This is a genomic window from Pseudomonas sp. BF-R-01 (genome assembly GCF_019946615.1).
In the GTDB taxonomy this organism is placed as follows: Bacteria; Pseudomonadota; Gammaproteobacteria; order Pseudomonadales; family Pseudomonadaceae; genus Aquipseudomonas; species Aquipseudomonas migulae.
Genome location: NZ_JAGYFX010000001.1, coordinates 61,071 through 74,776 on the forward strand (window position 1 = coordinate 61,071; position 13,706 = coordinate 74,776).

General features: G+C 57.5%; 12 protein-coding genes. 5 read left to right on the forward strand and 7 right to left on the reverse strand.

From position 1 onward, the window contains the following. Nucleotides 1-6: 6 nt before the first annotated feature. Nucleotides 7-855 (forward strand): NAD(P)-binding domain-containing protein, encoded by an 849-nt coding sequence (locus KGB27_RS00310; RefSeq protein WP_223552395.1) that lies wholly within the window; start codon nucleotides 7-9, stop codon nucleotides 853-855. Nucleotides 856-1,494: 639 nt separating this feature from the next. Here the strand turns inward: KGB27_RS00310 and KGB27_RS00315 are convergent. The 7 genes from KGB27_RS00315 to KGB27_RS00345 form a co-directional block, all read right to left on the reverse strand. After that, nucleotides 1,495-2,007, reverse strand: coding sequence for an SRPBCC family protein (locus KGB27_RS00315; RefSeq protein ID WP_223552400.1), 513 nt, complete (start codon nucleotides 2,005-2,007; stop codon nucleotides 1,495-1,497). Nucleotides 2,008-2,133: 126 nt separating this feature from the next. Then, nucleotides 2,134-2,922, reverse strand: coding sequence for an SDR family oxidoreductase (locus KGB27_RS00320; RefSeq protein WP_223552405.1), 789 nt, complete (start codon nucleotides 2,920-2,922; stop codon nucleotides 2,134-2,136). A 113-nt stretch (nucleotides 2,923-3,035) separates the two neighbouring features. Further along, a complete protein-coding gene (locus KGB27_RS00325) occupies nucleotides 3,036-4,625 on the reverse strand; it encodes a class I adenylate-forming enzyme family protein (RefSeq protein ID WP_223552407.1) in 1,590 nt (529 codons plus the stop codon). A 250-nt stretch (nucleotides 4,626-4,875) separates the two neighbouring features. Next, nucleotides 4,876-5,691, reverse strand: coding sequence for an enoyl-CoA hydratase/isomerase family protein (locus KGB27_RS00330; RefSeq protein WP_223552408.1), 816 nt, complete (start codon nucleotides 5,689-5,691; stop codon nucleotides 4,876-4,878). Nucleotides 5,692-5,901: 210 nt separating this feature from the next. Further along, nucleotides 5,902-6,795, reverse strand: a complete 894-nt coding sequence (locus KGB27_RS00335; RefSeq protein WP_223552409.1) for an HpcH/HpaI aldolase/citrate lyase family protein — start codon at nucleotides 6,793-6,795, stop codon at nucleotides 5,902-5,904. Then, nucleotides 6,792-7,946, reverse strand: coding sequence for an acyl-CoA dehydrogenase family protein (locus KGB27_RS00340; protein ID WP_223552415.1), 1,155 nt, complete (start codon nucleotides 7,944-7,946; stop codon nucleotides 6,792-6,794). The genes KGB27_RS00335 and KGB27_RS00340 overlap by 4 nt, the downstream gene beginning before the upstream one ends. A 101-nt stretch (nucleotides 7,947-8,047) precedes the next feature. After that, a complete protein-coding gene (locus KGB27_RS00345) occupies nucleotides 8,048-8,593 on the reverse strand; it encodes a MaoC family dehydratase (RefSeq protein WP_223552419.1) in 546 nt (181 codons plus the stop codon). Nucleotides 8,594-8,770: 177 nt separating this feature from the next. On the opposite strand from KGB27_RS00345, the gene KGB27_RS00350 reads away from it, so the two are divergent. The 4 genes from KGB27_RS00350 to KGB27_RS00365 all read left to right on the forward strand — a co-directional run bounded on the left by KGB27_RS00350 (nucleotide 8,771) and on the right by KGB27_RS00365 (nucleotide 13,696). Then, nucleotides 8,771-10,231, forward strand: a complete 1,461-nt coding sequence (locus KGB27_RS00350; protein ID WP_223552423.1) for a 3-oxoacyl-[acyl-carrier-protein] synthase III C-terminal domain-containing protein — start codon at nucleotides 8,771-8,773, stop codon at nucleotides 10,229-10,231. 17 nt (nucleotides 10,232-10,248) lie between these two features. Further along, complete coding sequence (locus tag KGB27_RS00355; RefSeq protein WP_223552424.1) at nucleotides 10,249-11,451, forward strand: acetyl-CoA acetyltransferase; 1,203 nt, start codon at nucleotides 10,249-10,251, stop codon at nucleotides 11,449-11,451. 140 nt (nucleotides 11,452-11,591) lie between these two features. Further along, a complete protein-coding gene (locus KGB27_RS00360; RefSeq protein ID WP_223552426.1) occupies nucleotides 11,592-12,743 on the forward strand; it encodes an acetyl-CoA hydrolase/transferase family protein in 1,152 nt (383 codons plus the stop codon). Between the two features lie 41 nt (nucleotides 12,744-12,784). Continuing rightward, nucleotides 12,785-13,696, forward strand: a complete 912-nt coding sequence (locus KGB27_RS00365) for an SDR family NAD(P)-dependent oxidoreductase (protein WP_223552427.1) — start codon at nucleotides 12,785-12,787, stop codon at nucleotides 13,694-13,696. Nucleotides 13,697-13,706: the final 10 nt, after the last annotated feature.

The following is a 13,706-nucleotide window of genomic DNA, read 5'->3' on the forward strand; positions in this document are numbered from 1 at the left end:
CTAACCATGGCCAGAATTGCGTTCATTGGATCGACAGAAATCGGGACAATCCTTGCTCGAAAACTCAAAGGCTCCGGGCACAAGGTTATGGCTTTCCCTTGGAATGATCGGACAGCCGAATCGTCAACTATCGACGCCATTATCCGGTCGGAAGTGGTTATCAGCCTGTTATCGAACGAAGATCAGGTAAAAAAACTCTATCTTTCGCAAGAAGGCATCATTGCCTGCGCACCCCAGCATTTAATGATGATCGACTGCTCACTAATTTCTCCGAAGGCGGCTGAGTTGATTGCCGCCACCGCTGCAGCACGCGATCTTATATGGTTGGACGCGCCCTATCAGGGGGATATCGAAGAGGCACAAACCGGCCGCTTGAGCTTCATGGTCGGCGCGTCAAGAACGTCTTTCGCGCTGGCCAATCCCCTACTGCTGAGCATGGGCAGACAGATTTTTCATGTGGGCGCCAGCGGAAGTGGTCAGGCAGCACGCATCTGCAGCAATGTACGCCAAGCAATTGTTATGGCAGCTACCGCCGAGTCACTCGCGCTTGGCGTCAAGAGCGGTTTGGACCCACTCGTCCTCGCTTCGATCATGCAACACAGTGCAAGTGATCGCCTCAGCCTCAGTGCGTTCAAGGCAAAGCGCGAAGAAACCGTGAAAACTGCGGCCAGTGGTTTACTAATGGGACCGTTGCTGAATGATTTGGAAATCGCCATGGATTGCGCACAGGAGACCCAGGCATTCACACCCTTGGGAATGATGACTCGAAACCTCTATTTGCGTCATGCCTACAGTCAGCCAGATGGCAACGCGGCGAGCTATTCAAGCATTCACCAACTTTTTCATGAGGCATGAATTGCTCAGCGGCACCGACGCCCCTCACATCCAAATACGAAAAGACACCACCGTTTATCGGCTGCAGATTGAATCGGCAACCATCAACAGGTACATAGTATGCCTGCATACCGTATCGCAGGAAAAGACCACGAATGAATGTTCCATCCCGGATAAAACTGCGCGTCAAACCCTTTGACCCGAAGAAAATTTATCGTGGATATGGAACCGAAATTGCTCATAAGCAGGCAAAAAAATGAAAACAACAATAATGATTACTATATTTGCGCTGTCAGTTTTTGCAATATTTACACTGCTAAATGCGAGTGTGATTGAGCAGAGGGAGTTAGCCCGAAAGGCCTGTAATGAAATGCCCCTGAGTTGCTTCACACCCGTGGTGAGCTTCGCTTCTCTGCGCTGATTGAGGCATCGCTGATACGCCACCTCTAAAGGCGGCTGTCATGTCAGTGTCTGGCGAGAGAGTTCAAGCATTCAGGAGCCTAATTCGGGCAATGACACATTGCATGTCCTTCACCCGCGCGCAACTGATACATAGGCTGCGCGACTGAAACGAGTTTAGCGCCGAGTGGCTCAAGCTGAAGGGCGGGCTCGCCCTCCCCCCAGTCTTGACCACCTCACCTCGGCCAGCCTCTCTCAGATTTACCCTGCCTGAGTGTACGTTCCACCGCGCTTAGCAAGGTAGCTGCCAACACCTTTGAAAATCAGCTCGTAGACAGCCTCGAAGGTATTACGGGCCTCCTCCAGTTTTCCAGGCTCAACCACATCAAATTGCGCCGTAACGGTCATACGACAGCGCGCCCCCTCGAGAGCATCAAGCGTCCAGCTGGCAAGGTAGTTGTTAACACCAAGCAACAGACCGTTCGAACAGGTGTAGTACAAGCGATGCGTCGCGGAATCTTCGTGAATCAAGACTTCCCGATTTACATGAGCGACCCCGGTCTCGTCACCGCTTTCGCGCTCAATGACCTTTGTGCGCGGAACCTGCCCTTTTTCTCCTTCAAGATACGTGCGGGCGGCCGTCATCGCTCCCTGATCAAGGTCGTTGCCCCACCAATCCATGTTTCCCCAATCGGTTAACAATGCCCAGGTATTGTCAATATCGGCCTCAATGATACCATCGCCTCGGGCCATTCCTCTCTGAATCGCTGCCATATCGAATCTCTCCACCTCATCATGTGAAAAAGCGAACACACCATCGTGCGTCCAGCCACGGTGCGCAGGCACTCCATCGACATATGGTATGGCTGCACATTAGTTCCTGCTGAATCTTAGCGCTACTCAGAACAGAGAATTCGTAACCCCCCCGTCAACGACGAGGCTCTGCCCGGTGATATAGTTCGATTGCTCGCTGCAAAACATCGCGGTAATCATTCCAAAGTCGACCGCCGATCCGAACCTGCCAGCGGGTATAGGGATCGAGCGCACGGCTTCGGCTATTTCGATGTCGACATGCGTGCCATTCTCAACCGCCTTCGCCCCGTAAATCGCACGGATACCATCGGTGTCGTGCATCGCCGGTAGCAGCGTATTAATCGTGACGTTGTACTGCGCCACCTGCCGAGCAACCGCCACGGAATAGTTGGTCAGTGCGGCACGCGGGGCACCAGACAAGATGCGCCATGGATGCGGAAATTTGGCGGCAGCCGTAGCGATGTTGACTATGCGCCCCCAGCGCCGCTCGACCATGCCGTCGACTACCGATCGCATGAATTCGATCGGCGAAATCAGCGTGGTTTCAAAGTTGCTGCGCCAGTCGTCCTCGGAGATCGAGCGGAAATCTTCAATGAAGGGCGGCGGAGAGCAGGTGCCAATCAAGATGTCGGGCTCGGGGCAGCGTTCGAGAATACGTTGCCGCCCTTCCACCGAGGCATGATCAGCGACAACTGCTTCAACTTTCGCTCCAGTAGAGCGGCGGATCGACTCGCACGCCTCGTTCAGTCGCACCTCATTGCGCGCAGAGATGTAGACTTCGACGCCTTCATGCGCCAATGCCAACGCAGCACCGAATCCAAGCCCTGCGCTACCGCCATTGATAATGGCTTTGCGCCCGCGAATGCCTAATTCCATCGAACACCCTTCCTATTTCAGTCATGTGCACTGCGCGCAGCCAGCACCAGCGAGTAACAGGATGCCGCGCAGTTTGTGGGGCAGATTTCGCCCGAGGCCGATCAGGCCAAGGCCTACTCTCGAAGCAGTTGCTCGCGTAGCACGAACTTCTGCACCTTGCCCGTGGGCGTAACCGGTAAAGTGTCCAGGAAGCGCCAAACACGCGGCATCTTGTGTCGTGCAATTTGACCATCGAGGAATAGGCCGAGCTCTTCTGCATTACACGAGTACCCCGACTTCAACACAATCGCGACAGCCACCTGCTCGCCCCATTTTTCGTCCGGAACGCCGAACACTGCGGACTGCTGAACGGCAGGATGTTCTGCCAGCAAGTCTTCGATCTCGCGAGGGTAAATGTTCTCGCCCCCCCGGATGATCATATCCTTCAGGCGGCCGGTGATTTGCACGTAGCCATCCGGCTGCAGACTGCCCAGATCACCAGTGTGCACCCAGCCGTCGTCATCGATCGTCTGGCTCGTCTTCTCAGGCATGCGGAAATATTCAAGCATACGGCAACGGGTCTTCACGCAGATCTCACCCACCTGCCCTATCGGTGCCAGGCACCCGTCGATGTCAATAATCTTGACCTCCGACAACGGTAGCGGTGCGCCGACGCTTTGTGTGAGCAGCTCGACATCATCGCCCCGGCGCGACAAGCACATGGATCCCCCCGCCTCGGTCTGGCCGAACACGATCATGGGCTCGCAGCGAAAGCGCTCACGTACGATACGTATCAGATCCGGAACGACGACAGTCCCCCCAGTGACCAGTACCTGAAGGTGCGACAGGTCGGTATGGTCGAACTGCTCGGACTGTATTGCCGCAAGGATCATCGTTGGCACAGCCATGGTCATGTTCACTTGGTAACGCTGCAGGGCATCCAGCATCGCTTCTGGATTGAACTCGGGCAGCAGCACCTGAGTGCCAAGGTTCGCGATACAGCCGAGCGTCATCGTTACGCTGCCTCCTACATGGAACATCGGCAACATATTGAGCCACACCGCCCCCTCGGGCATACCGATGCGAGCCTGTGCGTAACGCGCGTTGTTAACGACGCCGGCGTGGCCGAGCATTGCGCCCTTTGGCTTCCCTGTCGTTCCGGACGTGAAGATAATCAGTGCTGGCGCGTCGGGATTGACCGAAGGCAGCTTCGACGCATCACACGCGCCACCGATGAACGCTTGCCACTCATCCAGGTAGACGACCGAGTCCAACTTCGGGAGCGTTGGCCGCACCGCTTCGAGTACGGCAATATTGTCCATATTGCGGAACACGCGATCGAGAAAAATGCCCCGAACGTCCCCCTGACCGAGTAAATACTTGAGCTCCTCACCTCGGCATGCCGGATTGAGCGTGACCAGCACAACGCCGGCCAACGCCGCCCCAAGGTGCAGCATCAGTAAGTTGGAACTCGCGCCGGCCCAGGTTGCAACCCGGTCACCCGTATCGCAATGACGTAACAGCGCAGTTGCGACACGTTCTGCTTCGGCCTCGAGCTCGCGGTAAGTCCATCGTTGCTCCGGACGACCCTGCGCATCAGCCGGAACAATCAACGCCGTATGATCAGGTCGTCGGTGGGCGGCGTCGCGGAGCAGGTCGCCAATCGACCAAGGGAGGAAATCGACATCGGTCTCGGCGATGAAATGGGAGGTGCGCTGGGCCATAGGTAGTTCTTCTGGAGAAGGGTTTATGACAAATGCCGGCGACCCTAACCCGTCAGGCTGTTCGGTCTGCCAAGCAATCAAAAATATAGTATCAATGCATACGATATCAATCAAGCAGCCGAGAAACGTTGCTGTGAAAATCAATAACCTTTGGGACAGCACAGCAACACATTCAGATTGCAAGCATACTATTAATTACAATGCGCTCGAGGCGCTTAAAGATCTCGCAGCGCCGCGATGATCACAGCAGTCACGACGATGCCCCACCATCACTCTCGCGCTGGCGCCGTTTCGCAGCCTGTCGGTCCAAAAACGCCTGCAGCTTTGCCTTGTGCTCCGCACCCGAGAGCAACATGCTGTTGGCGAGCCGCTCGACCTGACGACCCTGCGACCGATCCAGGTCTGTCGCCAGCTCGATGGCAAGCTTCGCAGCAGCAAGCATCTCCCGCGGTTGCCCCGCAAGCTTGCGGCAGAAAGCCTGCACCTCACGCTCGAAAACAGCGTCATCAAAAACTCGGTGCACGAACCCCATCGTGACGGCTTCCTCGGCCGTCACGCTCTCACCCGACATCACCAGCCAGCGCGCCCAATGCGGGCCTGCTATGCGAGTGAGCCGGCTCACACCACCGGAGCCGGGTAACGTACCGAAATCAATTTCCGGCAGTCGATACATCGCACTACGTGCGGCCAGACGAAAATCGCACGACAGGCTGAGCTCCAGAGCACCTCCGAAGCAGCCCCCTTGATGCGCTACGACGATAGGTTTTTCGATGTACTCGAGCTCGTCAAAAAGTCGGTGATACGTTTCAAGGAACCAACGACGATTGTCCAGCGTACTGCCGTTGTCCGGCGGGGTAATCTCGGCAGTGACCTCGACTCCCGAAGAGAAATAGGCTCCGTTAGCCGATATCAGCATGACCCGCAGCGCCGGGTCTTGCGCAAAGCGTTGCACCGCTATAGCCAATGCGCGCAACATCGCCGGGCTGAGCGCGTTGAGTTTTTCGGGGCGATTGAGCCGGAATTCCAGCACGCCTTCTAAGGCGCGCTCGATAAAATGTTCGGTCATTGCGGCAACTCCGTTGCGGCGCCTTCAGCAGAAGCCGTAAATTGAATTCTTCGAAATATGATTGTTGTTTTAATCGAACCGATAGACACCCTGGCGACCGGAAAACCTTCCGAAAAATGACTATCGACTCACCGCCAAACCTACCGACAGATTATCACCGCCGAACGCTTGCGACTTCTCAACGCCTGAAACGGCCTGCATGTACCGATCTCACGCCAGAATGCGCGCTGTCGACAGTATCCGGCGAGCCTGTTTAAGGTGCGGCATGTCGAGCATTTTCCCATCAAGCCCAAGGGTGCCGACGCCGGGGCTGGCTTCAAAAGCCTGCACTACCCGCTGGGACCAGGCGATCTCTTCGGCGCTGGGCGTGAAGGCGCGATTGATCACCTCAACCTGGCCTGGATGAATGGCCAGCTTGCCGGTGAAACCGCGCTGTCGCGCCTGTCGCGCTTCCTCGGCGAGACCATCAATGTCAGCGAAGTCAGCCCAAATGGTGTCAATCGATTGCACCCCAGCCGCGGCTGCACCGGTCAGGCACAATGTCCTGGCCAGTGTGCAGAGGTGGTTATATTCGCCATTCGCCTCACGATTGCTGCTGGCCCCCAACGCTGCGGTGATATCTTCAGCCCCCCAGGTCAGGCCAGCAAGTCGGGGTGAACAGCCAGCATAAGAGCCAACCGTGAACAGCGATGCCGGAGTCTCGGTAGCCACAGGCAGGATGGCAATACCGCCAAAGGCCAAGCCGTCACGCACCTCCAACGCATCGAGCATGTTGGCAAGCCTCGCAACATCGGCCGCCGAATCGACCTTGGGCAACATTAAACCGTCGGGGGCACCCGCCACGATTGCAAGATCGAGCAGCGCTGCGGGGGTGCTCAAGGGATTGATGCGCACCCACAGTTGGAAATCACGCTGGCGATGCGCATGCAAATACTCGAGAACCAGCTCGCGAGCTATCGCCGTCCGGCTCGACGCCACCGAATCCTCAAGATCGAGAATCAGCGCGTCAGCCCCAGACGCCTCAGCCTTCAACAGCTTGCGTTCACTATCGCCTGGCACGAACAAAAGTGATCGTAAGGGCGCACGACTGATTTCGCCACTCACTTACCACGCTCCGAGAACAAACGCCGCCCTAATATCTCCCGCATGATTTCCGAGGAGCCCCCGGCAATGCGACGGACACGCGCGTCGACGTAGGCGCGGGCAATGGGGTATTCGAGCATATACCCGTAGCCGCCAAAGAACTGCAGGCAATCATCGACCAACTTGCACTGCAGCTCAGTGCAAAGCATCTTGGCCGCCGCAGCGTCGACTGCATCGAGTTTCTTCTCTAAAAGCAGTTCAATGCAGCGATCGACGAAGACCCGCTTGGCGAGAACCTCAGCGCTCAGCTCGCCCAGCTTGAAACGCGTATTCTGGAAATCACTGATCGACTGACCAAACGCCTTCCGCTCGCGCGTGTAGTCTACGGTCCACTGCAACGCAGTTTCGGCTGCCATGATGGCGGATACGGCAATCGTCAACCGCTCCTCCGCAAGCTTGCTCATGGCCATCGCAAACGCCGCCCCCTCCTGTCCAAGCAGGTTGCTGACCGGAACGCGTACATTGTCAAAGAACAACTCAGACGTATCCTGCGCCTTGAGTCCGATTTTCTTGAGGTTGCGCCCACGGGTAAAGCCTGGCCGATCCGCCTCGACCAGAATAAAGCTCATTCCTTTCGCACCCGCTGAAGGATCGGTTTTGCAGGCCATGACGATGATGTCGCACAACTGGCCGTTGGAGATGTAGACCTTCTGACCGCTGATGACGTATTCGTCACCCTCGCGCACGGCGCGACAGCGAATGTTCTTCAGGTCGCTGCCTGCCGAAGGCTCCGTCAATCCCAATGCGCCGATGGCCTCGCCGCTCACCATCTTCGGCAGCCAGTGATCCTTCTGCTCTGCTGTGCCAAAAGTGGCAATGTAGGTAGCCACCATGTCTGAATGGATCGAGAAACCCGGACCGGTAGCGCCGGCTCGCGCCAGCTCTTCGGTAATCACTACGTTGAAACGGTAATCGGGACCACAGCCTCCATACTCTTCAGGCAGGTTGGGACATAGCAGACCCGCCGCTCCGGCTTTGAGCCACAGGTCGCGATCAACCATACCCTGCTCTTCCCAGCGTTCGTGGTGCGGCGTAATCTCGCGCTCAATGAACCGACGCACGCTGTCGCGGAATTGTTCGTGTTCGCTCTGGAAAATCGTGCGGGTGATCAAGAAAACCTCCAGTTTTAGTAAGCCTCATAGCGATGCGCGGCCTGTTGATTCCAGGCATTTCGCTGCACCGCAATAGCTGTTATTGAGGATAAGAGCTTCCGTCAATTCGCGCCTGAAGGAAGGCGGTACATCAACGCGCTGCGTTTGCACGAACACACCAACTCGTCGTGTTGGTTATAGCCCACATGCTCGAAGACGACGATTCCGTTGGCAGGGCGGGATTTACTTTCCCGCGTGTCGATTACCGTGGATTCGACTCGAATCGTATCGCCGATAAAAACCGGCTTCGGAAAGCGAACTTCATCCCATCCCAGATTACCCACCGTGGTGCCTAGCGTGGTATCGCCGACCGAAATTCCGACCACGAGCCCAAGCGTAAAAACACTGTTCATGAGTGGACGACCAAACTCAGTGTCTTTTGCGTAATGCGCGTCGAGGTGAATGGCCGCCGGGTTATGCGTCATCGTGGTGAAAAGAATATTGTCGGTTTCGGTCACCGTACGTCGGATGTCATGCCGAAAAACCTGCCCCATCGTCAATTGCTCAAAATACAGGCCTGCCATCACCACCTCGCTGGAGCGTAAAAAGGGTCTACGAATCAAAACATCGGTACAAACCTTATCATAGCCAAAGTAATATGCCAGCATAAGTTATATGTAGGGAGATCGAACGCACAAAGGGTGCCCCAACAGATCTCACTTGGCTTACACCCTCAGATAAATTCTTGGAAATATGAGCTTGCACATATCGTATGCTTTCATACTATAATTCTGGCGAAGGCGCTTCGTGACACACCTATGCCAACTACTTGAAGGGTTTCCCAAGTGACTGCATTCCCCACAGACTTCGGCCTCACCGCCTATGGCGGCTACGTTCCGCGACTGCGTATGCAGCGCACAGCAATAGCGGCGGCGCACAGCTGGATGGCTCCAGGCCTGCGCAATCAGGCCAAGGGTCAGCGAGCATTTTGCAGCTGGGACGAGGACAGCGTGACCATGGCGGTCGAGGCCGCTCGCGATGCCCTCGACGGACGACCTCGCACCGCGTTGCGCTCGCTGGTATTGGCTACCACGCGAGCGCCGTTTGCAGACCTGCAGTGCGCCAGCCTTGTCGCCAGCGCACTGGCACTGCCCGGTGATGTACAAAGCCGCGACCTGGGCCAATCCCAGCGCGCCGGCGTTTCGGGTTTGCTCGATGCGTTGCAGAGCTCCCGGGGCCCCGCGCTCTACATCGCGAGTGATCACCCGTCCGCCAAGCCGGCCAGCACCCAGGAGCTGGGTTATGGAGCTGGCGCCGCCGCCTTTACGCTGGGCAGCGAAGGCGTAATCGCTCGCCTGGTCGGCAGCGCCAGCCGCACCAACGTCTTTGTCGACCATTTCCGTGCCTCGAACGGCCGCCATGACTATTACTGGGAGGAGCGCTGGATCCGCGACGAGGGCTACGCAAAAATAGTCCCCGAGGCAGTCGAAGCGGCATTGGATGACGCGAAGGTGTCCGCCTCTGAAGTCAGCCACTTCATTTTGGGCTCCTCATTGAAGGGCATAGCCGAATTGGTGGCCAAAAAATGCGCCATCTCTAGCGAAGCAATCAGCGACGGCCTCGCAGAGACATGCGGCTACGCCGGCAGCGCCCATCCGTGCCTGATGCTGGCCAAGGCACTTGAAAAGGCGAAGGCAAACGAAATACTCGTGGTCATCGGATTCGGTCAAGGGTGCGACGTACTCGTTTTGCGCGCTACCGACGCTATCGATTCGTTCAAGCCACGCCGTGGTGTCAGCGGCGCGCTAGCCGATGCGCAAGTACATGAAAGCTACATGCGATTGCTGGCGTATGACGATGGCCTCGAATTCGAGACCGGCATGCGTGGAGAGAAACAGCTGAAGACCGCATTCACAGAGCAGTATCGCTCGGCGCATCAGCTATCAAGTTTCGTTGCCGGTCAGTGCACACGCTGCGGCACGGTCCAGTTTCCCCAACTGGCCTATTGCGTATCGCCCGAGTGCCACGCCCCGGCGTCCGTCTTCAAGCCAGCCCCACTGTTTGACGAATCGGCCAAGGTGCTGACCTATACCGCCGATTGGCTGTCCTACCACCCCTCGCCACCTTTATACGTTGGGTTCGTGCAGTTTGATGTCGGTGCCCGCCTGTTGATGGAGGTCGTCGACGTCGGCGAAGCCGGCATCGACGTCGGCACCCCGCTGCGCATGGTCTACCGCATCAAGGACATCGACAAGGTGCGTGGCTATCCGCGCTATTTCTGGAAAGCCACGCCGATCGTGGCATAACACACTGGAAAATATCTATGGCAACGGGCATCAGGGACAAAGTCGCAATTATCGGCATGGGCTGCACACGTTTCGGCGAGCGCTGGGACGTCGGCACACATGAACTATTGGCTGAGGCATTTGATGAGGCGCTGGCCGATGCCGGCATCGAACGTCACCAGATCGAGGCCGCGTGGAGCGGCTCCTGCATGGATAACGTCAACGTCGGCAATTCGGCGATCCCGACCTCGCTCGCGTTGCGGCTCGATGGCATCCCGGTCAGCCGGGTAGAAAACATGTGTGCAACAGGGACTGAAGCCTTGCGCGGCGCTGCCTACGCGGTGGCATCCGGAGCGGTAGACATCGCCCTGGCCATCGGCGCCGAGAAGTTAAAGGATACCGGCTATGGTGGCCTGCCGGCGCCATACAAGGGCACGTTGAATGACCTTTGGTTGCCGCTTGGCTCGGCCCCAGCCGGTTTTGCCCAACTGGCCTCAGGTTACCGCTCACGGCACGGTGTGTCGAAAGAGGACCTGAAGCGTGCCCTCGCCCATGTCTCCTGGAAGAGCCATCAGAACGGCGCGCTGAACCCAAAGGCCCACTTGCGTAATCAAGTTACCATGGAGCAAATCCTCAACGCGCCGATGATCGCCGACCCCCTCGGCCTGTACGACTGCTGCGGCGTGAGCGATGGCGCAGCCTGCGCGATCGTCACCACTCCCGAGATCGCACGAGCGCTCGGCAAGAGGGACATGGTCACGATCAAGGCCATCCAGCTCAGTATCAGCTCAGGTATCGAGTCGACCACTGACAAATGGGACGGCAGCCAGGTGCGCACTACCCGGAAGGCGGCCGAACGCGCTTATGCCGAGGCAGGAATCACTGACCCTCGCAATCAGCTTTCCCTTATGGAAGTCCACGACTGCTTCTCCATCACTGAGCTGGTGACGATGGAAGACTTGTTCATTTCAAAGGACGGTCGCGCTGTCCACGACATCCTGGACGGCTTCTACGACCGGGGCGGAAGCGGCGTGCCGTGCCAGGTAGACGGTGGCCTCAAGTGTTTCGGCCACCCGATCGCCGCCTCTGGACTGCGCATGGCTTACGAGGTCTACCAACAGTTACTCGGTCGCGCCGGGGAACGCCAACTATCAAACCCGACCTATGGCCTGACTCACAACCTTGGCGGTGTCCCTTACTTGGGCATAGCTGCGTTGTCGATCCTTGGACTGCACAGCTGATGACAAACCATATTCAGGTAGGCGAGCCTCTCAAGTCCTTGCGGCAAAAGCGCTTCATCGAGCCACAGGCGATGCCGTCGTTGATAAAGCCGGGTGAGTGGGTTTTCGTCCCTGGATCCAGTGGAGCGCCACTATCGTTCATGGAAGAACTGCTGCGCGATCCGGAGCTCACACGGAACGCTCGCTTGCTCACCAGTTACGTGCCAGGCATCAATGCGCTTGATCTGGAGCGGATGCACCCCTCTGGACAGGTGACGGGCCTGTTCATGCAACCCGAGTTTGCGATCGCTCAACGTGAGGGCCGCTTCCGCGCGCTGCCAATGTCCTACGCTGGCTTCGTTCGACATATCAACGAACAGGTCAACGTCGACCTCGCGGTGATCCAGCTGTCGCCGCCCGACGAAAATGGTATGTGCTCCCTCGGCCCTTCCGTGGAGTTCGCCCCGACGGTTCTGCGCAAAGCACGTCGCCGACTGGGTTTGATCAACATGCAGACGCCCGTGGTGCGCGGGTCCTACACTGTTCGTTTCGACTCACTGGACTATGTCTGCGAAGTCGATACACCGATTCCTGTCTATGACGTGCCTGCCGACAGTGGCACTGAAGCCATCGCGCGCCACATCGCCCCCCTGATTGAAGATGGCACTGTGCTGCAAACGGGCTTGGGCAAGGTCCCCACCGCACTGATGAGCATGTTGCGTGACCGCCGCGGTTTAAAGTTGCATTCGGGCATGCTCTCGGACGGGTTGCTGGAACTGGCCGCTGCCGGTGCACTGGACATGAATTACCTCCACACCTCCTGCGTGCTGGTGGGCAGCCATTCGTTTTACGAAAGAATCCGCGATTTCCATCCGTTGCGAGTGGTTGGCTGCGATATCTCCCACGACCCGGTTCTCCTCGCCAAACTTGACCGCTTCGTGACAGTTAACTCGGCACTGGAGGTTGACCTGTTCGGTCAGTGCAACCTTGAGACGACTCGCGGCGCCGCCGTGAGCGGGTGTGGAGGTGCACCAGACTTCGCGCGTGCCGGTCGGATGTCACTCGGCGGCAACAGCATCATCGCGCTGCATGCCACCCACAAGCACGGTTCCCGCATCGTACCGATGCTGGGCCCGCAAACGGTCGCCACACTCTCACGGGTAGACGTCGACTTTGTCGTCACCGAATACGGCGTTGCGCGGCTCAAGGGTGCAAGCGTGCATGAGCGCGCCGAAGCCTTGATCCAAATTGCAGCGCCCGAATACCGCAGCGAACTGCAAGACGCATGGCGACTCATCGCCAGTCGTCTCTAACCTGCTTTCTTTCCCATTGCTGTACTGTCCGGAGTGCGTTTATGAAACTGCTTGAAGATAAAGTCATTGTTGTGACCGGCGCCGGCGCTGGCGTGGGTCGCGGTATCGCGATCGAAGCCGCACGTCAGGGTGCCAAAGTGATCGTCAACGACCTAGGTGTGAGTATGGATGGCTCCGGCGCCAGTGCCGGCCCCGCACAACAAGTGGTTGCGGAGATCGAGGAACTGGGTGGAACCGCTTCAGCCAATACCGACAGCGTCGCTGAATGGGACGGTGCACAGCGGATCATTCAACAAGCAATTGACCTTTACGGTCGCATTGATGGCGTGGTGAACAACGCTGGCAATTTGCGAGACGTGCTCTTCCACAAGATGACGGAGGAGGAGTTCGATGCCGTGATCAAGGTGCACCTCAAAGGCACCTGGAATGTGTCTCGTGCCGCGGCGCCTCACTTTAAGGAGCAACAAAGCGGTGCCTTCGTACACATGACCTCGACCTCGGGGCTCATCGGCAATCTGGCGCAAGCCAACTATATGTCCGCCAAGATGGGAATCGTCGGACTCTCCAAATCCATTTCGCTGGACTTGGAAAGATTCAACGTACGCTCGAACTGCATCGCGCCGTTCGCGTTCACACGGATGGTCAGCAGCATTCCTGCCGACACCCCGGAAGGCAAAGCCCGGATGGAAGTGAACATGCGTCTTGAGGCTGACAAGATAGCCCCGTTCACGCTAGCGCTGCTGACGGACGGCGCCAGCCATGTGAGCGGCCAGATATTTGCCGTGCGCAATAACGAAATCTTCCTGTTTTCGCAACCGCGCCCGATCCGCACGGCTCACAATAGCGAAGGCTGGACCGTGGAAACCTGCCTTGAACGCGCCATCCCGATGTTCGAGTCCTCGTTCTATCCGCTGGACAAGTCGCGCGACGTGTTCACCTGGGATCCGGTCTGAGGCAAGCGCT